This window comes from Variovorax sp. EBFNA2 (assembly GCF_033802765.1).
Taxonomy (GTDB): Bacteria; Pseudomonadota; Gammaproteobacteria; order Burkholderiales; family Burkholderiaceae_C; genus Variovorax; species Variovorax paradoxus_H.
Window position 1 is genome coordinate 1,759,365 of sequence record NZ_CP138496.1, and the last position, 23,287, is coordinate 1,782,651.

A 23,287-nucleotide genomic window follows, 5' to 3' on the forward strand; every position below is an offset into this window, starting at 1 on the left:
TCGGTTCAGACCGATCGGGCCTATCGGGACGGCGTGTGCAGCACGGCCGACAGCAAGGTGCGTGTGTATGGGTGTTGCGCGTGGGCAAAAAGTTCGGCGGGCTCGCCGCGTTCCACGATCTGGCCCTTGAACACCACGCACACGTCGTCGCACAGGTGGTTGACCACCGCAAGGTCGTGGCTGATGAGCAGGTAGCTGATGCCGAACTGCTGCTGCAGGTCCTGCATGAGGTTGAGCACCTGGGCCTGCACGGACACGTCGAGCGCGCTCACGGGCTCGTCGGCCACGATGAGCTTGGGGCGCGTGATGAGCGCACGTGCGATCGCGATGCGTTGGCGCTGGCCGCCGGAGAACTCGTGCGGGTACTTGTCGAGGTCGGTGGTGCGCAGGCCGACGGCCGAGAGCGCTTCCGATGCGCGCTCGCGTTGCTCGGCGCGGCTGGTTTGCGCCAGCGCTTCGAGCGGCTCAGCGACGATGCGCGCGACGGTCTGGCGCGGGTCGAGCGAGCCGTACGGGTCTTGGAACACCATCTGGAAGTCGCGCCGCGCCGTGCGCAGGTCGGCCTTCGAGAGTGTGTGCAGGTTGCGGCCTTCGAGCGCGACGCTGCCCGAGGTCGGCGTGTCCAGCGCCATCACGAGGCGCGCGATGGTCGACTTGCCCGAACCCGATTCACCGACGATGCCCAGGCTCTTGCCGGCCTGCACCTCGAAGCTCACGCCGTTGAGTGCCTTCACGGTGGGCGGCGGGCCGAAGAGCTTTTCGCGCGGCAGGGCGTAGTGCCGCACGAGGTCGGTCACCTGGAGCAGCGGGGTTGAGGAAGACGTCGAAGTCATCGGGGTGCTCATGCGGCGGCCAGCGCGGCGTGCGCGGCGACGGCGTCGAGGTGCAGGCAGCTCACCGCATGGCCGTTGGGTTGGCGGGCCACCGGCGGCTTCGTGGTGTGGCAGGCGTCGGTCGTGAAGTCGCAGCGGCCCGCGAAGCCGCAGCCGCGCGGAATGTCGACCAGCTCGGGCACGCTGCCGCGGATGGTGGGCAGCCGGCCCGCGCGCACGGCGCCGAGCGCGGGGCGCGCCGCGAACAGGCCGCGCGTGTAGGGGTGGGCGCGGTCAGCAAAGACCGCGTCGGTCGGGCCGCTTTCCACCGCGCTGCCGCCGTACATCACGAGCATGCGCTGCACGCTGCTGGCGATCACGCCGAGGTCGTGCGAGATGAGGATCAGGGCCATGCCCATCTCCTTGACCAGGCTCTGGATCAGGTCGAGCACCTGCTTCTGGATGGTCACGTCGAGCGCGGTGGTGGGTTCGTCGGCAATCAGCAGGTCGGGCCCGCAGGCCAGCGCCATCGCGATGCCGATGCGCTGGCGTTGGCCGCCGGAGAACTGGTGGGGGTACGCGTCGAGGCGCGAGGCGGCGTCGGGGATGCCGACGCGGTCGAGCAGGTCGAGCGCTTCCTTGCGCGCCTGCGCCCTGGTGAGGCCGCGGTGCAGCATCAGCGGCTCGCCGACCTGGCGCGCGATGGTGTGCACCGGGTTCAGCGCCGTCATCGGCTCCTGGAAGATCATGCCGATGCGGTTGCCGCGCAAATGGCACAGCTGCTTCTCGGGCAGGCCGACGAGTTCCTGGCCGTCGAGCTTGATGCTGCCCGTGACCTTGGCAGTGGAGGGCAGCAGGCCCATGAGCGACATCACGGTGATCGATTTGCCGCAGCCTGATTCGCCGACGATGCCCAGCGTTTCGCCGCGCTCCAGCGAGAAGGAAATGCCGCGCACGGCTTCGGCCGGGCCGCGTTGCGTCTGCAGGCCGATGTGGAGGTCGTTGACTTCGAGGAGGGGCATGGCGGTCTACCTTGCGCGGGCCAGGCGCGGATCGAGCAGGTCGCGCAGACCGTCGCCCAGCAGGTTGAGGCCGAGCACCGCGAAGGCGATGGCCATGCCCGGGAAGACGGCCAGCAGCGGTTGCTGGAACATGAGGGTCTGGGCTTCGCTGAGCATGCGGCCCCATGACGGCTGAGGCGGCTGCGTGCCGAGGCCGAGGTACGACAGCGCCGCTTCCGCCAGGATCGCGATGGCGAAGCGGATGGTGATCTGCACGATCAGCACGGCAGAGATGTTGGGCAGCACGTGCTGCATGGTGATTGCGAAGCTGCCCTTGCCGCAGGCGCGCGCGGCAGCGACGTACTCGCGCGACCAGATGGCGTTGGCCGAGGCGCGTGTGATACGCGCAAACGTCGGGATGTTGTAGATGCCGATCGCGACGATGGCGTTGACGATGCCCGCGCCAAACACGGCGGTCATCATGATGGCCGAGAGGATCGCGGGGAAAGCGAGCGTGAAGTCCGACAGCCGCATCACGGCTTCTTCGACCCAGCCGCGTCTCGCCGCAGCGAGCAGGCCCAGCGCGGTACCGACCACAAGGCCGATGCCCACGGCGATCACGCCGACGAGGATGGACGCGCGTGCGCCCACCAGCAGCAGCGAGGCCACATCGCGCCCAAAGGCGTCGGTGCCGAGCCAGTGCGTGGCCGAAGGGCCTTGCATCTTGTTCGCCATGTCCATCGCATACGGGGACCAGGGCGTCCAGACGAAGGAGATCAACGCAGCCAGCAACAGCAGCAGCGCGAAGACGCCGCCGATGACGAAGCTGCGGTGCTTGATCGCACGGCGCCAGAAGCCGGGCGCGACGGGCGCGGCAGAAGCGGGCGCCAGGGGAGAGAGGATGGCGCTCATATGTCGCTCGCCTTGATGCGCGGGTCGATGACGGCATAGAGCACATCGACCACGAAGTTCACGATGACGACCATCGCGGCGAGCAGCATCACGCAGTTGCGCACCACGATCAGGTCGCGGTTGCTGATGGCCTGGAAGATCAACCGGCCCAGGCCCGGCAGGTAGAACACGTTCTCCACCACGATGGTGCCGGCCAGCAGCTCGGAGAACTGCATGCCCATGACGGTGATGACCGGGATCATTGCGTTGCGCAGCACATGGGTCCAGAGCACCATGCGCTGCGAGACACCCTTGGCGCGCGCGGTGCGAACGAAGTCTTCGCGCATCACTTCGAGCACAGCCGAGCGTGTGATGCGCGCGAGGATCGCCGCTTGCACCACCGCCAGCGACAAGGCCGGCAGCAGCAGCGACTTGAGCCCCGCGAAGATGCCTTCGCCCCAGCCCTCGAAGCCGCCGGCAGAGAACCACTGCAGCTGCACAGAGAACACGAGGATCAGCAGGATCGCGAACCAGAAGTTGGGAATGGCGATGCCGACCTGGGCCATGCTCATGAGGCCGACGTCGCCGAGCTTGTTGTGGCGGGCGGCGGCTGTCACGCCGACGAGCAGTGCGATGACGACCGTCAGGCTCATCGCCATCACGGCGAGTGGCACGGTGAGGGCTAAGCGCTCGAGGATCAGGTCGATGACGGGTGAGCTGTAGGCGTAGCTGTCACCGAGGTTGCCGGTGAGCATGCCGGCGATCCAGTGCCAGTAGCGGGTCCACGCGGGCTGGTCCAGGCCGAGCTTGGTGGCCAGGGCGGCGACAGCGTCGGGCGAGGCGTCGGGGCCCATGAGCATCTGCGCTGCGTTGCCCGGGAGGATTTCGAGCACCAGGAACACGATGACGGATGCGCCGATCAGCGTGCCGAGGAGCGTCAGGGTGCGCTTGAGCAGGAAGAGGCCCATGGTTCAGTGGCTCCGGTTGGCGTTGCGGTTCAGGGCGCGTGCACAGGACACCGGGTACTTCCCTCCGCGAATGTCCCCCGGCCTGCGGCCTCCTCCTTTATTTCGCTGCGGGAAGCACCCAGTGCCCTGAGCACGGGGACGCAGCGCGTTTCGTCTAACGCAAGGAGGAAGGCCGGGCGGCGTCATGCCGAAGTGATGCACTCGGCGATCGCACGCCCCACGTCCACCGTGTTGGCGGTGCCGCCCATGTCGCGCGTGCGCGGACCTTCGCTGAGCACGGTCTCGATCGCCGAGAGCACGGCGGCCGAGGCCTGTGCGTACACGGGGTCGTCGTTGCCCAGGTGGTCGAGCATGAGCGCGGCCGACCAGATCTGGCCGATGGGGTTGGCGATGCCCTTGCCGGCGATGTCAGGGGCCGAGCCGTGCACGGGCTCGAACAGCGAGGGGAACTTGCGTTCGGGGTTCAGGTTGGCGCTGGGCGCGATGCCGATGGTGCCGGTGCAGGCCGGGCCCAGGTCGGAGAGGATGTCGCCGAACAGGTTGGAGGCCACGACCACGTCGAACCAGTCGGGGTGCTGCACGAAGTGCGCGCACAGGATGTCGATGTGGTACTTGCTCGTGGCCACGTCGGGGTAGCGCGTGGCGATCTCGGCCAGGCGCTCGTCCCAGTAGGGCATGGTGATGGAGATGCCGTTCGACTTGGTGGCGGCCACCAGGTTCTTGCGCTTGCGGCGGTTGGCGAGCTGGAACGCGTAGTCGATGATGCGGTCGACGCCCACGCGGGTGAAGACGGCTTCCTGGATCGCCATTTCGCGCGGCGTGCCTTCGAACAGGCGGCCGCCCACGGAGGTGTATTCGCCTTCGGTGTTCTCGCGCACGACCAGGAAGTCGATGTCGCCGGGCTTGCGATGCGCCAGCGGGCCGGGCACGCCGGGCATCAGGCGCACGGGGCGCAGGTTGACGTACTGGTCGAAGTCGCGGCGGATCTTGATGAGCAGGCCCCACACGGCAATGTGGTCGGGCACCTTGGCGGGGTCGCCCACGGCGCCGAAGTAGATGGCGTCGTGGCCCTGGATCTTGTCGGCCCAGTCGGCCGGCATCATCAGGCCGGTGCGCACGTAGTGGTCGGAACCCCAGTCGAAATGGTCGTACGCGAAATCGATGCCGAAGCGCCGACCCACCGCGTCGAGCACCCGAAGGCCCTCGGGCATGACCTCGACGCCGATGCCGTCTCCGGGAATGACGGCAATCCTGTGCTTTTGCTTCTGCTGCATTGACTCAACCTGTTCCTGAACCGTTTCGAAAAAAGCGCCGACGCTTGTGACACCGGGCCGTCAAAAAATTCTAGGAGCGGGTGGGGTGCGCGTGATGGGGGTTGGCACCCACGGGGTGTTGACAATATGCGAAGGCCAAAACGTCGAAACACGGCGGAAGATCAGCAGTTGGTGGTCATCAAACTGACTTGATCTTCGAAAAATTAGAAGGCGCCGGGGCGGAAAACCCGCACCCGGCCACCCGCCCCGAGGGCCTGCGTACGATCGTGCCCATGCGAACACTTTCACTCCCCACCGGCGGCGAGATGCCGGTTCTCGGTCTCGGCACCTGGCGCATGGGCGAAGACGCCACCCGCCACGCGGCCGAGGTGGCCGCGGTGCGCGAGGCCATCGGCCTGGGCTACCGCCTGATCGACACGGCCGAGATGTACGGCGAGGGTGGCGCCGAGACGGTCGTCGGCCAGGCCGTGGCCGAGGCGCTGCGCGCGGGCGACGTGCGGCGCGACGAGCTCTTCGTCGTCAGCAAGGTCTACCCGCACAACGCGAGCCGCCGCGGCACGGGCCAAGCCTGCGAGCGCAGCCTGGCGCGGCTGGGGCTGGAGCACATCGACCTGTACCTGCTGCACTGGCGCGGCAACCACCCGCTGGCGCACACGGTCGAGGCCATGCACGAACTGGTCTCGGCCGGCCGCATCGGCCACTGGGGCGTGAGCAACTTCGACACCGACGACATGCGGGAGCTGGCGCAGGTCGTCGGCCAAGGCCCGGCCTGCGCGGCCAACCAGGTGTACCTGTCGCTTGGCGAGCGCGGCCCCGAGTTCGACCTGCTGCCCTGGCAGCGCGAACGCGGCATGCCGCTCATGGCCTACAGCCCGATCGACCAGGGCGCGCTGGCGGGCGACGAGGCGCTGGGCAAGCTCGCTGCGGAACTCGGCGTGAGCGCCGCGCAGCTCGCGCTGGCCGCGGTCATCGCGCGGCCGGGCGTGGCGGCGATTCCGAAGGCGGTGCGCAGTGCGCACCTGAAAGAAAACATGGCCGCCGCCGAGCTGCAGCTCGATGCGACGACCCTGGCGGCGCTGGACCGGATCTATCCGGTGCCGAAGCGCAAGACGCCGTTGGCGATGATCTAGTCAGCGCACGGTTCGGCTCAGTGCGCGTCGGCGTGCTTGGCCGCCGCGATCACCGCCTCTTCGTCGTGCTTCGCACCGTTGAGAAACAGGTTCAGCAGCACGGCGGTAATCGACGCCAGCAAGATGCCCGACTCGATCAGCGAGTGAATCGCATGCGGCATCCACTGCTTGAAGTTGGGGGCGATCAGCGGAATCATGCCGACGCCGATGGCCACGGCGACGATCATGGCGTTGTGGCGGTTGGTCTTGAAGTCCACGCCCGACAGGATGCGGATGCCGGTGGCGGCCACCATGCCGAACATCACGAGGCCCGCGCCGCCGAGCACCACGGTGGGCAGCGACTCGATCAGCGCGGCCATCTTCGGCAGCAGGCCCAGCACGATCAGGATCACGCCGCCGGCCACGCAGACGTACCGGCTCTTGATGCCGGTGACGGCCACGAGGCCGACGTTCTGCGAGAAGCTGGTGTACGGGAAGGTGTTGAAGATGCCGCCAATGAGCGTGCCCAGGCCGTCGGTGCGCAGGCCCTTGGCCAGGTCTTTCTGGCTGATCTTGCGGTCGGTCATTTCGCCGAGCGCGAGGAACATGCCGGTTGATTCGATCATCACGACGATCATGATGAGCGTCATCGTCAGGATGAGGATGGGGTCGAACAGCGGCATGCCGAAATGGAAGGGCAGCACGACGTCGACCCAGGCGGCCTTGCCGACCTTCTCGTAGGTCATGAGGCCGGTGATCGATGCCACCACCGCGCCGATCACGATGCCCAGCAGCACCGAGATGTTGGCGATGAAGCCCTTGGCGTACTTCACGATCAGCAAGATCGACACGAGCACCAGCGCGGCCACGCCGAAGCCCGACAGATCGGCGTACTTGGGGTTGGGCACGGTGGGCATGATCGCGAAGCCCTTGGGCACCGCAGGAATCGAGCTGCCCGGCGAGGTGACCTCGGCCAGCCACTTGGCGTACACCGGGTCGACCAGCGCGGGCGCCGTCGGGCCTACGGGGTTGCCGAAGATCCAGTTGATGCCCACGCGCATCAGGCTGATGCCGATGACCGCGATGATCGTGCCCGTGACCACCGGCGGAAAGAACCGCAGCATGCGGCTCACCAGCGGTGCGATCAGTATCGATATGACCCCCGCGCCGATGATGGCGCCGAACAGCAGCTGCGCGCCGTTCTGCCCGGGGTTGGCGTTGGCGATGGCGACCATGGGCGCCACCGAAGCGAAGGTCACGCCCATCATCACGGGCAGCTTGATGCCGAACCACTGCGTGGCGCCCAGCGCTTGGATCAGCGTGGCGATGCCGCAGCAGAACAGGTCGGCCGAGATCAGCAGCGCGACCTCGTCGGGCGAGAGCTTGAGCGCACGGCCCACGATGAGCGGCACCGCGACGGCGCCTGCGTACATCACGAGCACGTGCTGCAGGCCGAGGGCCGCGAGCTTGCCCGAAGGCAGGCGCTGGTCCACGGGATGGACGTTGCTGGAAAGGGAATCTGCCGTCATCGTTGTCTCCTGGCGCGGCGAGGGGAACGGAGCAGTGATGCGCGCCGGAGGTCCGTCGCGCACACCAGTTGTGTACGCGAAACTGTATACAATTTATGCGGCAATCCAGATTCAGGTAAACCCGAATCAGTCTCCCATCTTCAGTCGTCGCATGAGCCAGTTCGCCGTGAACTCGAAGTGCTCGCTCATGTTCGATTCCGCCGTGTGGCCGTCTTCCCCGAAGACCAGTTGCGTCACGTTGAAGCCGAGCGCAGCAAGCGCGGCCGGCTCGTCTCTGGAAACAAGGTCTTCGAGCGCGCCGTTCACCATGAGGATGGGTTTGCGCAGCTGCACCGCGGTGGGGTTCTTCAACTGGCGTGAGAGCTGGAAGGCTTCGTAGTACGCGCACATCGTTTCGCGCGGCGTGGTCTGCGGATTCATGTTCGCGAACACGGTGTAGGGCGCGACGATCCAGGCCGGCGCCACCTTGCAGTGCGCTTGTCCAAAGCTCACATCGCTGGGGCCGCCCACATTGACGACGGCTTTGTAGAAGTCGTTGCTCAGCCCGCCGAGCGTTCCCAGGTAGCCGCCCATGCTCCAGCCGTAGACGGCCACCCGGCTCGTGTCCAGGTCGCTGCGGGTCTTGATGTAGTCGGCCACGGCGTCGAACATCACGTGCGACTCCGGACGGAACGCCAGCGGGTTCTCGCCGGTGTCCGGGTTCTCCACGATGAAGGTGGCGAAGCCCCGACTCATGAAGTAATCGCTGTGCCGGATCATCTCGGTCTTCAGGTTGTCGAGGCCACCCAGAATCACCAGCACCGGCAGCTTCTCGTTGCGGCCCGGCCGTGCGGGCGGGGCACGGAAGTAGCCGGTGAATTCTTTCGCGCCGGCCTTGAATGCGATGCGTTGCAGTGGCTTTCCCAGCAGCGCATGGGCGCGCTCGGTCGCCTGCAGATCGGGCGTGGGCACACGCTTGGGAAGCCGGTTCATCCGCAGGTAGAAAGCGGCCTTCTTGTACTCGGCCGATGCGGCGGCGTTGTTGGCTTGTGCTTCGAATGCGCGGGCGCGTTCCAGGTGCAGTTGGGCGGGCGTGTTGAACGTCGCCTGCCAGACCGCTTGCGACGGCCCGGTGTGTTCCGGCAGCGCTGCGGCGATGTCGTCGAAGGTGCGTGCTTCGATGCCGGCATCCTCGAGCCACCAGCAGATGTTGAATTTGAACGAAGGGTGCATGCGGGCGATGCCGTCCGGATACGCGGCCTGCCCCTTGCTGCAGAACTCGGCCATGCTGGGCGCGGCCTTGGCGGCCGGAGGACTTGGGGCCGCGGAGGCTTGCGGCGCTGCCACGATGCAAAGAACAGCTGCGAGGGCTGTCGAGAGTTTCAGGATCGATCTGTTTGTCATGGTCTTTTTTCTTCGTTCAGGATTCGGTTCGGGTCGACACACCGGGCAGCCAGCCATTGCCGCGGTACCAAGCGAGCGTGTCGGCCACGGTCTGCTCGACGGGGCGAAACTTCAGTTGAAGCTTCTGCTCGCTCTTCGTGTGATTGAAATGGCTGCGCCCCGCCTCTTTGCGCATGAGCCGCACGGTGGCCAGGCTGAGCAAGATGGGCTTGCCGGTGACCCGCGCATAGAGTTCCTGCACCGCCGCCAGCAGGTACAGAAGCGGAAAGGGCAGGTGGCGTGTCGGCGTGCGGATGCCGGCGATCTTTCCGACCAGGGGCACCAATTCCTGCATCGTCATGTGGCGGCCGGCTGCCAGGTAGCGCTCGCCGCGCTGGCCGTGTTCCGCGGCAGAGATTTGCGCCTGCGCCACGTCGCGGGCATCGACAACGGAAAAGCTGCCGGGCACGAGCCCGGGTAGTTTGCCGAGCACCACATCGTTGACGAACTGTCCTGACGAGGTGGGCCCGATGTCGGCCGGCCCCCACATCCATCCGGGCAGGACAAAGGTCGCATGCATGTCCGGGTGCGTGCCCAGAAAGGCCAGCACGACTTGGTCGGCCATGATCTTGCTGCGGTAGTAGTCGTCACTGGCATCCGCCAGGTCGCGCAGGCAGGTCTCGTCCATGGGCACGCCAGGCTCGCCGTTCAGCACCGCGATGGACGAGGTCTGCACGAAGCGCCGGATGCCGGCCGCGTGGGCCTGCTCGATGAGCTGCCGGGTGCCGTCCACGTTGATGCGCTTGAGCTCTGCCCAGTGGCTGCCGCCCTTGAAGTTGTCGCGGAAGAACGCGGCGGTATGGAACACCACGTCGCACCCTTGCAGCGCGCGGGAGAACGCGCGCACATCGGCCATGTCGCCCAGCACCAGCTCGACGCCTTTCACCCCCGCAAACTGCTGCTGGCCCTTGGCCTTCGAGCGAACAAGGGCCTTGACGAAGACGCCGCGCGCGACGAGTTCGCGCACGAGGTTGTTGCCGAGAAGGCCGGTCGCGCCGGTGACGAACGCGGTCCTCAGCGCCTTGGATTTTTCCATATCAATCGAATTTCAAAAATCAAACGAGTTTTGAATGTAGCGTTGCCATTCCTGAATATCAAGTGATATTTGAAAGTGACTTCCGGGCTGCGCGCCGAGCGGGCGAAAGACGGCCAGCTGCTATCCAAAGTTCATGTGATATCTTTTCGGCCATGATCCCGACGACAGCCAAAACGCGCCTGACCCGCGAGGAAAGCAGGGCGCAGACGCGCGAGCGCCTGATCGAAACCGCGCAGCAGCTGTTTGTGTCGAACGGCTATGGGGGCGCGTCGATCCGCGACATCGCGGACAAGGCGGGCTACTCCCAAGGCGCCTTCTATTCGAACTTTTCGAGCAAGGAAGACGTCCTGCTGGAACTGCTGCGCCGGCACATGGAAGCGGAAGCACTACAGCTTTTCAAGGCCATGGGCGACGAACGGCAAGCGCCCGAGCAGATGCTTGCCGAACTGGAAGCCTGGGCTTCCACACTCAATCACGATGCCGACTGGTGCATGCTGTCCATCGAGCTTCAGCTGCATGCCAACCGCAGTCAAAGCTTCGCGCAGGAATACAAGAAGGTGTGGGACCGGCACCGGTCCGAAATCGGCGGCGTGATCGGTCAGTTGTTCGACAAGCTCGGGCGCATGCTGCCCGCCCCACCGGAAGAATTGGCCGCAGCCTTCATGGCCCTGTCGCACGGGCTGGCATTGCAGCGCATGAGCACGCGCCCCGATCCCTCGGGGCGGCTGATCATGGTGTTCCTGCGCGGACTGATTGCAAGTGCGGAACGCCTCGAAGAGGTCGCTGTCGCGCCGGATGACCCTGCTCCGCGCGCGCCCAAGAAGCGCCCGGCGAAAGCCAAGCCCCAACGCTGAGGCGGGGCAGGGGCCGTTTCAGGCCAGCAGCGCTTTCACCAGGTCGAGCTGACGATCAGGCTTGTCGGTGCCCAGTTCGAGGCTCGCCTCGATGCGTTCGAGGTGCTCGATCATGCAGGTCACGGCCGCTTCCACGTCGCCCTTGCGGCACAGGCGCAGGAAGTCGGAGTGCTCGTCGGACGAGCAGTGCGGGTCGTTCGACGAGTGATAGAGCATCGCGATCAGCGAGCTGCGCGCCACCAGCTCGCGCACCATCTCGGCCAGCGTGTGGTTGCCCGTAGCTTCGGCCAGCGCCACGTGAAAGTCGCCCAGCAATTTCTCGCGCACCGTGCCCATCGTGCTCTGGCGCAGCGCCGCGCGTTCGAACTTGATGTGCTGCTCGAGCGTCTGGTAGTCGCGTGGCCGCGCATTGGAGATGAACAGGCGCACCACCTCGCGCTCGAGGATGCGGCGCACGGCGAACACCTCGCGCGCCTCGTCGACCGTGGGCTGGCAGACGAAGGCGCCCTTGTCGGGAATCATCTCGATGAGCTTGTCCTTCGACAGCATCAGCAATGCGGCGCGCACCTTGGTGCGGCTCACCGAGTAGACGCGGCCCAGCGCCTCTTCACGCAGCCAGGTGCCCGGCGGCAGGCGCTTCTCGACGATCGCGGTGGCGATGTCGTTGGCGATGCTTTCGATGGAACTGTTCTTGTCGGCCGGCGCCGCGCCGTTCTCGGCCGGTGCGGCAACGGGGGCGGCGGAGGAGGCGGATGGTTTGGAACTGGCGCGGGGCATCCGTCGATTGTGGCTCAGCGCGTCAGCGTGAAGCCTTCGAGCGCGCCAATGATCGGCTTGGGCAAAGGCTTTGCGAGCTCGCCGCGCTTGCTGGTGCGCAGCTTCAGCGCCACCAGCGATTCGATGAGCTTGGTGCCCGCGGCCACGCCGTCGATCACCGGCACGCCGAGCACGTGCTCGATGTGTTCGCACAGGTCGGCCATGCCGGCGCAGCCGAGCACGATGCAATCAGAGCCGTCTTCTTCGAGCGCGCGCCGGCATTCATCGACGATGCGCTCGCGCGCGTTGGAGCCGGGCTCTTCCAGTTCGAGCACCGGCAGTTCGCAGGCCCGCACGTTGGCGCAGAAGCGCTCCATGCCGTAGATCTCGGCCAGGTGCCAGGCCTGGCCCATGGTGCGGCCCAGCGTGGTCACCACGCTGAAGCGGCTGCCGATCATGCTGGCCAAGTGCATCGCCGCTTCGGCGATGCCGACCACGGGGCCGCGTGCGAGTTCGCGGGCGGCCTTCAGGCCCGGGTCGCCGAAGCAGGCGATCACGTAGCCGTCGATGCCGTCGCGCTCGCCCGCCGCGATCTCCTGCAGCAACCCCGGCACGGCCAGCGCCTCGTCGTAATGGCTCTCGATGGAGACCGGCCCCATGGCCGGGCTCACGGCCACGATCTCGGTGCCGGCGTGCGCCACCGCGCGGGCGCAGGCACCGATCTTCTCGGTCATGCGCCAGGTGGTGTTGGGGTTGATGATCTTGATGCGCACGGCGCGCTCCCTTCTTCAGTCAGTGTTTCAAGTCTTGTGGTTGCGGTTCAAGAGCACGTAGAGCACGAAGCCCAGCGCCATGCCGATGAACCACGCGTAGTTGGCGGCGCCGCGCAGCGTCGGCACCATCACGCACAGGATGGGCACGAGGGCCGAGGGCACCAGCGCCTGGATCGCCTTCGGGTTGTAGCCGCCGCTGTACCAGTACTTGCCCTGCTTGCTCATGGTGTAGAGCGAGTCGACGTCGATCTGCTGCTTGCGCACGATGTAGTAGTCGGCAATCAGAATGCCGAACAGCGGCCCGATGAACGAGCCCAGCACGTCGAGCGTGTAGTGAATGACCTCGGGGCTGTTGTAAAGGTTCCAGGGCGTGAGAAACACCGAACCCACCGCGGCGATCATGCCGCCCGTGCGCCAGCTGATGTGCTGCGGCGCCACGTTCGAGAAGTCGAAGGCCGGCGACACGAAGTTGGCCACGATGTTGATGCCGATGGTCGCGATCATGAAGGTCAGCGCGCCCAGCACGACGGCCGTGGTGCTGTCGATCTTGCCCACGGTGTGCACCGGGTCGGTGATCAGTTCACCGAAAACGGGCAGCGTGGCGGCCGTGGTGATCACGGTCAGCAGCGAGAAGAACACGAAGTTGATCGGCAGGCCCCAGAAGTTGCCCTTCTTCACTGCGTCGAAGCTCTTGCCGTAGCGCGAGAAGTCGCCGAAGTTGAGCATCGGGCCGCTGAAATAGCTCACCACCAGCGCAATGGCCGAGAGCATCACGGGCAGTGCGTCCCAGCCCTGGAACTTGATGCCGCCCAGGTTCAGGTCGATGTTCTGCCAGCCGGCCTTCCACACCAGCCAGCCGCACAGCACCGCCATCACCACGTACACCGCCGGACCGGCCCAGTCGATGAACTTGCGAATGGCTTCCATGCCGTGCCAGAACACGAAGGCCTGCAGCACCCACATGACCATGAACGCCACCCAGCCCAGGGCCGAGAGGCCGACGAAGCCGTGCTGCGCGACATCGGCATACGGCGCCAGGCTCGGTGCCATGTGCAGCGCCAGCACCATGAAGGCCGCCGAGGCGAGGTAGGTCTGCACGCCGTACCAGGCCACCGCGATCAGCCCGCGGATGATGGCCGGGATGTTGGCGCCCAGCACGCCGAACGAGGCGCGGCACACCACGGGGTAGGGCACGCCCGTCACCTGGCTGGGCTTGGCCACCAGGTTGCAGAAGAACTGCACGATCACGATGCCCACCAGCAGCGACACCAGCACCTGCCAGCTCGACAGGCCCAGCGCGAACAGGCTGCCGGCCGTGATGTAGCCGCCCACGCTGTGCACGTCGGACATCCAGAACGCAAAGATGTTGTATTGGCCCCAGGTCTGCTTCTTGAGCGGTGCGAGGTCCTCGTTGGTCAGGCGTGGGTCGTAGCCCGGCTTGATGAGGGCGTTCGATTCCGCGTGCGGCGCGATGCCGGCTTCGCTCGCCCCGGCGGGGGCATGGCTGGCGACTGTGCTCATGGTCTTTCCTCGGTCATGGTTGGGATGAGGGACTTTTTGACGCAAATTTCGCGCCGTCTTTATGGGTGCGTTATTTGTATACAAAAATTGAACCCAATCAAGACCATGCGGGGAATCATATATCCGTAGATTCCCTGATGCACGTGGCGCGGCGGCGCGGCTCGCGCGACCCCCACGGAGGAACTAAACCATTACAATTGCGAACGGTTCGCATTTCAGTCGTTCCAAGCCCGCTCTCCAGAACTGCCCTCCATGCCCGCGGCCGGACCTTCCGTCACCCCCATCGAAGCGCTCTACAGCGATCACCACGGCTGGTTGCTGGCGTGGCTGCGCCGCCGCCTGGGCGACGCCTGCGATGCGGCCGATCTGGCGCACGACACCTTCGTGCGGCTCATGGTGTCCTCGCGCACTGCGCCGCTGGGCGACGAGCCGCGTGCGTTCCTCACGCACGTCGCCAAGGGGCTGGTGGCGGACCATTGGCGCCGGCGCGAGGTGGAGCGCGCCTACCTGGAGGCGATTGCGCACCTGCCCGAGCCGCAGGCGCCTTCGCCCGAAGCCCGCATGCTCATCATCGAATCGCTGCTGCGCATCGAGGCGATGCTGGCCAGCCTTCCGGCGCGCACGCGGCAGGTCTTCCTGCTCGCGCAGTTCGACGAACTCACGCTCGCGCAGATCGCCGAGCGCATGGCCATGCCGGTGATCACGGTGCGCCGCCACATCCACAAGGCGCTGGTCGCCTGCATGTCCGTGGCCTGAGCGGCGCACGGCCCGAACGCAATGAACCGCCCGCCGCCGCTGCAGGCCAATGGGGCGCCCGACCCGGCGCTGCTGAGTGAAGCCGCCGATTGGCTCCTGACCCTGCGCTACGGCGACGATGCCGCGCGTGCGCAGGCCAGCTTCGAGCGCTGGCGCCAGCAGAGCCCCGCGCACGGCCAGGCCTGGGCGCGGGCCGAGGCGATGCTGGGCGTGTTCGCGCAAGTGCCGCCCGACATCGGCAAGGACACCTTCCAGGCCCTGCAAAGACCCAGCCGCCGGCGCGGCATGGGCATGTTGGGCGCGCTGCTGCTGGCCGCGCCGGCCGGCTGGCTCGCGTGGCGCCACATGCCCTGGCGCGAGTGGAGTGCCGACGTCGCCACGGCCACCGGCGAGCGCCGGTCGATGGTGCTGGCGGACGGTTCGCAGCTGGTGCTCAACACCGCCAGCGCGGTCGACATCGTGTTCACCGCCGCGGAACGGCGCATCCACTTGCAGGCGGGCGAGATCCTCGTCACCACGCATGCCGACCCGTCGCCCACGTGCCGGCCGTTCGTGGTGCAGACGCCGCAGGGCACGGTGCGGGCCCTGGGCACGCGCTTCAGCGTGCGCCGCCTCGACGACCACACCACCCGCGTCGCGGTGATCGAGCAGGCCGTCGACATCCGCCCGATGGACGGCGCGTCACGCGTGCTGCGGGCCGGCACGCAGGCCGATTTCGAAACTGGTCGCGTCGGCACCGAGGCGGCCGTGGAGAGCAGCGCCACGCTGTGGGAGCAAGGCATGCTGCTCGCGCGGAACATGCGGCTCGAAGACGTGGTCGCCGAAATGGGCCGCTACCGCAGCGGCGTGCTGCGCTGCCATCCGGCGGTCGCCGACCTGCGGGTGTCGGGCGCCGTGTCGCTGGCCGACACCGACGCCGGGCTCGCGCTGCTGGCGCGCGCGCTGCCGTTGCGCATCGAGCAGACGACCCGGTACTGGGTCACCGTGGCGCCGCGCTAGTGGCGTTCGCGGCCTTTCTGCACGACCGCCTCGCCGGTCGAAAAAATTTCGCGCGCGGGTGATCACTTTTTTCGTCTCGTCCGGTGTGAGAGGGAACGACGCATCGATGCCGATGCGCTCTCCCGCCATCACAGACACCAAAGGACGCAGACACATGGGATCGCAGCACGCGCGCCGGCACCGGCACCTCGGGACTTTCACGGTCGCCCTCACCACCACCGCACTTCACGCGGCCGTTCGCGTGGCATTGGGCGGCGCCGTCGGCATCGGCGCGCTGGCGGCAACGCCCGTGTTCGCGGCCGAGCCCGCAGGCACCGGCGCGCGCCAGTTCGCGATTGCCGCTGGCCCGCTCGCCGATGTGCTGGCGCAGTACGCGGCCGCCGCCGGCGTCCCGCTGATCTTCGAGCCCGGCACGCTCGCCGGGCTGCGCAGCCCGGGGCTGCGCGGGCGCTATACCGCGCAGGAAGGCTTCGAGCAGGTGCTGCGCGGCAGCGGCTACGAAGTCGTCGGCGGCGGCAGTGGCGGCTCGGTGCTGCGCAAGGCGAGCGCTCCCGTGCGCAGCGGCGCGGGTGACACCGCCGCCACGCTGTCGCCCGTGACGGTGACCGCCGCGACCGAGCGCGAAACGCCCACCAGCCGGGTCAATGGCTACGTCGCCCGGCGCAGCGTCACGGCCACCAAGACCGACACCGCGTTGATCGAGAACCCGCAGTCGGTCTCCGTGATCACGGCCGACGAAATCGGCGACCGCAAGGCCGAGTCGCTCGACGAGGCGCTGCGCTACACCGCCGGCGTCACGCCGAACCTGAAGCCCTGGGCGGTCGACGAGTTCTCGCTGCTGCGCGGCTTCGAACTCGGCACCGCCGGCGTCTTCATGGACGGCCTGCTCACGTCGGGCCGCTCTTATGCGGCGCCCATCGAGCCCTACGGCCTCGAGCGGCTCGAAGTGCTGCGCGGCCCGGCGTCGGTGCTCTACGGCAAGATGCCACCGGGCGGCATGGTCAATGCCGTGAGCAAGCGCCCGACCGCCGACACCCTGCGCGAGATCGGCATCGAGTACGGCAGCTACAACCGCAAGCAACTGAAGGCCGACCTCTCCGGCGCGCTCGGCAGCGGCAGCGACTGGACCTACCGCCTCACCATGCTGGGACGCGAGTCGAACACCCGCCTGGACCACGACCGCGACAACCGCCTCTTCATTGCGCCCGCCCTCACATGGCAGCCCAACGCCAGCACCAAGCTCACGCTGCTCGGGCGCTACCAGAAGGACAACCAGGCCTACGCCTGGCAGAACCAGCTGGAGCAGCCCGGCGTGTTCGGCCAGCCGAGCCCGCGCGTGAACGTCGGCGGTGACGACAACCGCTGGCGGCGCGACAACAAGATGCTCGGCTACGAGTTCGAGCACAGCTTCAACGACACCTGGTCGGTGCAGCAGAGCATGCGCTACAGCGAGCTCGACCGTTCCGAGACCAACGTGTTCCCGCGCGGCCTGCGCGCCGACGGCTACACGCTCGGCCGCAGCTTCTCGCCGCGTGAAACGCACTGGAAGGGCCTGCTGCTCGACACGCGCGTGCAGGCGCGCTTCGACAGCGGCCCGCTGAAGCACACCATGCTGGCAGGCGTCGACTACGCCAAGTCGCGCACCACCGACGAGTTTCCGTACGACCGCCCCTTGCTGTCGCCGATGAACCTGTTCGCGCCCGTGTACATGCACCGGCCGCTCGCGCCGGCCGCCGACCCGTATGTCGACCGGGTGCCGACGAAGCAGGTCGGCCTCTACCTGCAGGACCAGATCAAATGGGACCGCTGGGTGCTCACGGCCGGCCTGCGGCATGACAAGGCGGACGCCACGGGCACCCGCACCTTCGGCAAGACCGGCGACAGCAGTGAGATCTACGACACCTCGGCCAGTGCCACCACCGGCCGCGTCGGCGTCGTGTACCTGTTCGATTCCGGCTGGGCGCCCTATGCGAACTACGCCACGTCCTTCTCGCCGGAGATCGGCAAGGACCTGAACGGCAACCTGCTGAAGCCGTCGAAGGGCCGGCAGATCGAAGCCGGCGTGCGCTACCAGCCGACCGCAAAGAACGCCAGCTACACGGCATCGGTGTTCGACATCGTGCGCAGCAACGTGACCACGGCCGCGCCGCAAGCGCCCGGAGAAGTCATCCAGACCGGCCAGGTCAGGTCGCGCGGGCTCGAGCTCGAAGCCCGGGCCGACGTGACGAACAACATCAGCCTCATCGCCCAGTACACCTACCTGGACACCCGCATCACACGCAGCAACGACGGCGATCTGGGCCTGCCGCAGATGAGCGCGCCGAAGCACAGCGCCTCGGTGTGGGGCAAGTATTCGTTCCCGGTGGGTGACTCGACCCGCGCGTTTGCCGCCCTCGGCGTGCGCTACCTCGGCAAGGCGCGTTCGGCCTGGGACACCGGCAACGCCAACATCACGAACCCGAGCATCGCGATGGTCGACCTGGCGCTCGGCTTCGACCGCGGGCCCTGGCGCGTCTCGCTCAATCTCAACAACCTGCTGAACAAGCAGTCGCTGCTGGATTGCAACGGCAGCATCTGCTACCGCAGCGCGGAGCGCACCGCCAACCTGAGCGCGCTCTACCGCTTCTGATGCCGGTGTTGCGCGCCCCCGCGCACCGCAGCCGGGCCGCCTTGCTGTCGCGCATCGTGGCCGCGCTGTTCGGCGGCTATGCGCTCGCGGCACTGACCAGCGTGGCGGCGCTCGCGCTGCCCATGCGCACTGTCGAGGCCGTGCTCGCCGGCATGCAGGCCAGCTTCCTCGTGTACGCGGGCGCGGTGATCTGGGTGTTTGCTGCATGCAGCGCACTGCGGGCGTGGCTGGGGCTGGCCGCGGTCGCGCTGCCGCTGCTGGCCATGGCATGCAAGGTCTGGGTGGAGGCTTCGGCATGAGCGCTGCCGCACCCCGCCTGCGCCAGGCCATGGCCGGTCTGCACACCTGGACCGGCCTGCTGTTCGGCTGGCTGCTTTACGCGATGTTCCTGACCGGCGCGGCGAGCTATTTCCGCGAAGAAATTTCCCAATGGATGCGCCCCGAACTGCCGGCGCTCACGCAACCGCCGGTGGTCGCGGACAGCGCTGCGCGGGCCGTCGCTACCTTGCAGGCGCTCGCGCCCGGCGCCACCCGATGGGTGATCGATCTGGCGGGCACGCGCACGAACGTCGTGGCCGCGTCGTGGCGCATCGGCGAGATCGACGGCCGTGCCGTGCTCGATCCGCTGACGGGCCGGTCATTGGCCGCGCGCGCGACCGACGGCGGCGAGTTCTTCTATTACTTTCATTTTTCGCTGCACTACCTGCCGCGTGTGGCGGCCCGCTGGCTGGTGGGCCTGGCCACCATGTTCATGCTGGTCGCGCTGGTCAGCGGCGTGATCACGCACAAGAAGATCTTCGCCAACTTCTTCACCTTCCGCCGGGGCAAAGGCCAGCGCTCGTGGCTGGATGCGCACAACGCGCTGTCGGTGACTGCACTGCCGTTTCATTTGATGATCACCTACACCGGCCTGGTGACGCTCATGACGCTGTACATGCCCTGGGGCGCCGACAGCGCGCCTTCAGCTGCGCAGATACGCCCCGCGCTGCGCGCCGAAATGACGGCGCTCCTGCCGGCCGGCGCACCGAGCGGCACGGCAGGCGCGCTCGCCGACGTGGGCGCGATGGTGCGCGAGGCGCAGCAGCGCTGGGGCACGGACAGCGTGGCGCGGGTGATCGTCGACCACCCGGGCGATGCCGCGTCGCGGGTGCGTGTCGTGCGCGGCGACGCGGGACGTGTGTCCGTCAGCCCGCGCTACCTGGTGTTCGACGGCGCTAGCGGCACGTTGCGGCAGGTCAGGGACCAGGCCGGACCCGCGGCCGAAACCCGCGGTGTGCTGTACGGCCTGCATGTGGCGCGCTTTGCCGATGCCGCGACGCGCTGGCTGTTCTTTCTTTCAAGCCTGGCGGGAACGGCGATGGTGGCCACCGGGCTGGTGCTGTGGACCGCCAAGCGGCGCGCGAAGCAGGCGGGCACTGAAAAGCCTGCGTTCGGTTTCCGGCTCGTGGAGCGGCTCAACGTCGCCACCATCGCGGGGCTGCCCGTGGCGATGGCGGCGTTCCTCTGGGGCAACCGGCTGCTGCCGCTGGCCCTCGTGGACCGGCGCGAATGGGAGATTCACCTGTTCTTCATCGCCTGGGCGCTGGTGTTGATCTTCGCGATCGCCAGGCCCGTTCACCGGGCGTGGGTCGAGCTGTTCGCGGCGGGCGCTGCCTTGCTGGCGGTGTTGCCGTGGGTGGGCGTGGTGATGGGGCTTCGCGAGCGTGGGGGATTCACCGGGTTCGACATCGCGCTGTGGGGCGTGTCGCTGGTGCTGGCGGGCATCGCGATGCGCATCGGGCGTTCGAAGCAGCGAGCCGCGTAGTCCCGGCTGCGCTGGTGCGTGTCTGCTTACAGCCCCGCCACCTTCACAAACACCGGATTCGAATAGAACCACAGGTCGCTGTAGTTGCGCGCATTGATCGCGTTGAAGCGCGTGACCGGGTCGTCGCCGGCCGGCGTGGGCGTGCGCGCATCGAACAGCGGCTCGCCGCCGGCCGTTTCATTCGGCACGTCGGTGCCGAGGTTGGTGCCTCGCAGGCGGAAGTACTGGTTGTTGCCGGCCTTCACCGTGTAGGTCACTGCGAAGTAGCCTTCGGTGTCGAGCGTCCAGTCGGCACGGGTGAAGCGCTTGACCACGCGGGTCGTCGGGTTGGTGTCGCGCGCGTAGCCGGGCGTGCCGGGGAGTTCGCGGCCGGTGACGTCGCCGGCGATGAGGTCGATGTGGTCGACCACGGGCTTCACGTTGGCATACACGCCGCTGCCGAGCTGGTACTCGAAGTTGTTGCGCTCGGGGCTCTTGAAGCGGATCGTGATCTTCAGGTCTTCGCCCGGCGTGGCACTCACTTCGGTGCCCATCTCGCCAGCGCCCTTGGCGCTTTGGACCTTGAAGTCGAGCGCGTTGATGAGGCTGCCGTTGACCGCGAAGAGCTTGCCCGAACGCATCGCCGTGAGCAGCGACTTCGGGTCCTTGATGTCGCCCCACAGGTGGTTCTTCGCGTACTCGCCGGGCGCGTAGCCGCTGCTGTACAGGCCCTTCGAGGTCGTGAAGTGGTAGTCGGAATCGGCCGTGTTCCAGATGTGGCGGCCTTCGGACAGCAGCGCGTCCCAGGTGCCGCCGAGTTTGGCGACGAGGTAGTCGACGCCGCCGTAGGTGCGCGAGGGCAGGTTGGCCGGCGTGTAAGCGCTCTCGTAGCCGCCGCGGTCGGGCTCCATCTGGTTGCCGACCATGCCTTCGAGCGAGAACACGATGTCGGGCGCGGCGTCGTTCATCTCGCGCAACTGGGTGGCCGTGTATTTGCCGGGGCTGCGTGAGGGGTGGTTGATCTGCAGGTAGCTGGAGTCGGGGTAGTTCTTCTTCAGCCACGCGATGGCCTTGAGCACGTCTTCGTGCGTCGTGGAGGCGCGTGCGTCCTTGGCGTTCCAGGCCGCGACGTCGGCGGGCGGGAACAGCGCGGGGTCGCGGTTGGTGAACAGGTACTCGAACTGGCTCACGGCCTTGAGCGCCGCGTCGGACATGGGGCTGTCGGTCAGGATGCCGACGTTGCCGTGGTCGTGCGTGGCCATGTCCCACTCGAAGGACGCGAAGATCGTCTTGTCGGCGTACTTGCCGCCGGCCTGCAGTGCCTTGATGCGCGGCACCTGATACAGGGCCATGCCTCGCGAGAACGGGATCGCCGGGTCGAGCTTGCGGCCGTCGTTGTCATAGGAAGACATGCGCAAGTGGTCCGAGAGCGCGACCCAGTCGAGGCCGAAGGTGTCGAAGGCCTTGGCGAGCACCTGGTCGAGCGTGGAAATCTGCTGCGTGTCCTCCGACTGGATGGTGTGGACATGCAGGTCGCCGACGGTCCAGCGGCCGGCGGGCGCGGCCGGTGGCGGCGGCGGTGTGGCGGGCGAGGGCGCCGGTGCAGGGGCCGGCGGTGCGATGGGCAGGCCGGCGAACGGTGCACCGCCGCCGGAGCCGCCGCCGCACGCGGTCAGCAGGGCCGCGCCGAGCGCGAGGGTAGAGAAAAGGGACGAGCGAAAGCGGGGCGCGGGAGGCAGGATTTTCATGGCGACACAAACAGCAACGGCCAGCGCATGGCTGGCCGCCGCTTCGGGATTTCAATGAGGCGGAGCGCATGACAGCGCGTCCGCCGGAGAAGCCCGGAGTCTGAAATCCTGTCGTGACGGTTCGATGAAACTGCGATGAAAGTTCACACCCGAAGGCGTGTACTTTCAATCGCGTTTCAGAGTGCTCAGGCGAGCAGGTCGCTCAGCGTGCGCGCCACGACCTTGGTCGCGCGGCGCAGGTCTTCGAGCACCACGCGTTCGTCGCTGCGCTTGGCGTGCGACTCGAGCACGGTGCGCGGGCCGGCGCCGTAGATCACGCCTGGAATGCCGGCTTCGACGTACAGGCGCACGTCGGTGTACAGCGGCGTGCCCATGGCCTTGATCGGCTCGCCGAACAGCTCGCCGCCGTGCTTCTGGATCGCATCGACCAGCGGCTGGTTGCCCGCCAGCGGCTTCATCGAGTTGGCGAGCAGCATGCGCTTGATGTCGACCGTGATGCCCGCGTTTTCGGCGGCGGCATCGGCGATGACCTTGCGGATGTTGGCTTCGACTTCGACCGGGTTCTCTTCGGGGATCATGCGGCGGTCGAGCTTGAACACGACCTTGCCGGGCACGACGTTGGTGTTGGTGCCGCCCTCGATGCGGCCCACGTTCAGGTAGGGGTGCGTGATGCCCTCGACCTTCGACGTGACCTGCTGGTAGAGGGTGTTCTGCGCGTACAGCGCGTTCAAAATCTTCGTGGCGCCCTGCAGTGCGTCGATGCCGGTGGTGGGCACGGCGGCGTGCGCCATCTTGCCGTGCACGGTCACTTCCATCTGCAGGCAGCCGTTGTGGGCGGTGACCACTTCGTAGCTGAAGCCGGCCGCGATCATGAGGTCGGGCTTGGTCAGGCCCTTCTCGAGCAGCCAGCCCGGGCCGAGGATGCCGCCGAACTCTTCGTCGTAGGTGAAGTGCAGTTCGATGCTGCCCTTGGTGGGCTTGGCCACGGCTTCGAGCGCGCGCAGCGCGAAGGTGAAGCTGGCGAAGTCGCTCTTGCTGACGGCGGCGGCGCGGCCGTACAGGCTGCCATCGACGATCTCGCCGCCGTACGGGTCGTGCGTCCAGCCTTCGCCGGGCGGCACCACGTCGCCGTGGGCGTTGAGCGCGACGGTACGGCCACCGTTGCCGTATTGGCGGCGCACGATCAGGTTGGTGATCGACTCGAGGCCGTAGTCCTTCACCTCTTGCGCGGGCACGGCGTGCTTCTCGGCGTCGAGGCCGAAGTCTTTCAGCAGCTCGGCGGTGCGCTCGGCGTGCGGCGCGTTGTTGCCGGGCGGCGTGTCGGTGGGCACCTGCACCAGTTGCTGCAGGAACTGCACTTCTTCGTCGAAGTGGGCGTCGATCCAGGCGTCGAGTTTGGCGTAGTCGGTCATGGTGGCTGTTCTTC

At 67.2% G+C, this 23,287-nt stretch carries 20 protein-coding genes; 7 read left to right on the plus strand and 13 right to left on the minus strand.

Features of this window, described 5'->3' with window-relative positions; all coding sequences use genetic code 11:
• Positions 1-20: 20 nt before the first annotated feature.
• From RZE79_RS08075 to RZE79_RS08095, 5 genes are all read right to left on the minus strand, one after another.
• A complete protein-coding gene (locus tag RZE79_RS08075; protein WP_319359772.1) occupies positions 21-833 on the minus strand; it encodes an ATP-binding cassette domain-containing protein in 813 nt (270 codons plus the stop codon).
• Between the two features lie 8 nt (positions 834-841).
• The gene (locus RZE79_RS08080) at positions 842-1,834 is read right to left on the minus strand and encodes an ABC transporter ATP-binding protein (protein WP_319359774.1); all 993 of its coding nucleotides are present in this window, start codon (positions 1,832-1,834) and stop codon (positions 842-844) included.
• Between the two features lie 6 nt (positions 1,835-1,840).
• Positions 1,841-2,725 (minus strand): ABC transporter permease, encoded by an 885-nt coding sequence (locus tag RZE79_RS08085; protein WP_319359775.1) that lies wholly within the window; start codon positions 2,723-2,725, stop codon positions 1,841-1,843.
• Positions 2,722-3,672, minus strand: a complete 951-nt coding sequence (locus RZE79_RS08090) for an ABC transporter permease (protein WP_099795676.1) — start codon at positions 3,670-3,672, stop codon at positions 2,722-2,724. The genes RZE79_RS08085 and RZE79_RS08090 overlap by 4 nt, the downstream gene beginning before the upstream one ends.
• Before the next feature lie 182 nt (positions 3,673-3,854).
• Positions 3,855-4,946 carry a tartrate dehydrogenase gene (locus RZE79_RS08095; protein ID WP_319359778.1) on the minus strand — a complete coding sequence of 364 codons (1,092 nt, stop codon included), beginning with the start codon at positions 4,944-4,946 and terminating at the stop codon, positions 3,855-3,857.
• Positions 4,947-5,218: 272 nt separating this feature from the next.
• On the opposite strand from RZE79_RS08095, the gene RZE79_RS08100 reads away from it, so the two are divergent.
• On the plus strand, positions 5,219-6,076 hold the full coding sequence (locus tag RZE79_RS08100; protein WP_319359780.1) for an aldo/keto reductase: 858 nt from the start codon (positions 5,219-5,221) through the stop codon (positions 6,074-6,076).
• Between the two features lie 17 nt (positions 6,077-6,093).
• Here RZE79_RS08100 and RZE79_RS08105 read toward each other — a convergent pair whose 3' ends face one another.
• The 3 genes from RZE79_RS08105 to RZE79_RS08115 all read right to left on the minus strand — a co-directional run bounded on the left by RZE79_RS08105 (position 6,094) and on the right by RZE79_RS08115 (position 10,042).
• A complete protein-coding gene (locus RZE79_RS08105; protein ID WP_153285518.1) occupies positions 6,094-7,584 on the minus strand; it encodes a nucleobase:cation symporter-2 family protein in 1,491 nt (496 codons plus the stop codon).
• Positions 7,585-7,710: 126 nt separating this feature from the next.
• Positions 7,711-8,967 (minus strand): prolyl oligopeptidase family serine peptidase, encoded by a 1,257-nt coding sequence (locus RZE79_RS08110; RefSeq protein WP_319359783.1) that lies wholly within the window; start codon positions 8,965-8,967, stop codon positions 7,711-7,713.
• 16 nt (positions 8,968-8,983) lie between these two features.
• Positions 8,984-10,042 (minus strand): SDR family oxidoreductase, encoded by a 1,059-nt coding sequence (locus RZE79_RS08115; RefSeq protein WP_319359785.1) that lies wholly within the window; start codon positions 10,040-10,042, stop codon positions 8,984-8,986.
• A 152-nt stretch (positions 10,043-10,194) separates the two neighbouring features.
• On the opposite strand from RZE79_RS08115, the gene RZE79_RS08120 reads away from it, so the two are divergent.
• Complete coding sequence (locus RZE79_RS08120; protein ID WP_319359787.1) at positions 10,195-10,896, plus strand: TetR/AcrR family transcriptional regulator; 702 nt, start codon at positions 10,195-10,197, stop codon at positions 10,894-10,896.
• An 18-nt stretch (positions 10,897-10,914) separates the two neighbouring features.
• Here RZE79_RS08120 and RZE79_RS08125 read toward each other — a convergent pair whose 3' ends face one another.
• Genes RZE79_RS08125 through RZE79_RS08135 form a run of 3 tightly spaced genes read right to left on the minus strand, consistent with a single transcriptional unit; the run spans position 10,915 to position 13,946 of the window.
• Complete coding sequence (locus RZE79_RS08125; protein ID WP_319359789.1) at positions 10,915-11,673, minus strand: GntR family transcriptional regulator; 759 nt, start codon at positions 11,671-11,673, stop codon at positions 10,915-10,917.
• A 14-nt stretch (positions 11,674-11,687) separates the two neighbouring features.
• On the minus strand, positions 11,688-12,425 hold the full coding sequence (locus RZE79_RS08130) for an aspartate/glutamate racemase family protein (RefSeq protein ID WP_319359792.1): 738 nt from the start codon (positions 12,423-12,425) through the stop codon (positions 11,688-11,690).
• A 27-nt stretch (positions 12,426-12,452) separates the two neighbouring features.
• Positions 12,453-13,946: an NCS1 family nucleobase:cation symporter-1 gene (locus RZE79_RS08135; protein WP_153285513.1), complete on the minus strand. Its 1,494-nt coding sequence runs from the start codon at positions 13,944-13,946 to the stop codon at positions 12,453-12,455.
• 252 nt (positions 13,947-14,198) lie between these two features.
• On the opposite strand from RZE79_RS08135, the gene RZE79_RS08140 reads away from it, so the two are divergent.
• From RZE79_RS08140 to RZE79_RS08160, 5 genes are all read left to right on the plus strand, one after another.
• Positions 14,199-14,702 (plus strand): sigma-70 family RNA polymerase sigma factor, encoded by a 504-nt coding sequence (locus RZE79_RS08140; RefSeq protein WP_319359795.1) that lies wholly within the window; start codon positions 14,199-14,201, stop codon positions 14,700-14,702.
• A 21-nt stretch (positions 14,703-14,723) separates the two neighbouring features.
• Positions 14,724-15,701, plus strand: a complete 978-nt coding sequence (locus RZE79_RS08145; protein WP_319359797.1) for a FecR domain-containing protein — start codon at positions 14,724-14,726, stop codon at positions 15,699-15,701.
• A 154-nt stretch (positions 15,702-15,855) separates the two neighbouring features.
• Entirely contained in the window at positions 15,856-18,330 is a 2,475-nt protein-coding gene (locus RZE79_RS08150; RefSeq protein WP_319359799.1) for a TonB-dependent siderophore receptor, read from the plus strand.
• A gap of 5 nt (positions 18,331-18,335) precedes the next feature.
• Positions 18,336-18,629 carry a DUF3649 domain-containing protein gene (locus RZE79_RS08155; RefSeq protein ID WP_319359803.1) on the plus strand — a complete coding sequence of 98 codons (294 nt, stop codon included), beginning with the start codon at positions 18,336-18,338 and terminating at the stop codon, positions 18,627-18,629.
• Positions 18,626-20,134: a PepSY-associated TM helix domain-containing protein gene (locus RZE79_RS08160; protein ID WP_319359805.1), complete on the plus strand. Its 1,509-nt coding sequence runs from the start codon at positions 18,626-18,628 to the stop codon at positions 20,132-20,134. Before RZE79_RS08155 ends, RZE79_RS08160 begins: the two co-directional genes overlap by 4 nt.
• A 26-nt stretch (positions 20,135-20,160) precedes the next feature.
• On the opposite strand, the gene RZE79_RS08165 is transcribed toward RZE79_RS08160, so the two are convergent.
• Entirely contained in the window at positions 20,161-21,861 is a 1,701-nt protein-coding gene (locus tag RZE79_RS08165; protein WP_319359807.1) for an S-layer protein, read from the minus strand.
• 185 nt (positions 21,862-22,046) lie between these two features.
• A complete protein-coding gene (locus RZE79_RS08170) occupies positions 22,047-23,273 on the minus strand; it encodes an ArgE/DapE family deacylase (protein ID WP_319359809.1) in 1,227 nt (408 codons plus the stop codon).
• Positions 23,274-23,287 lie beyond the last annotated feature (14 nt).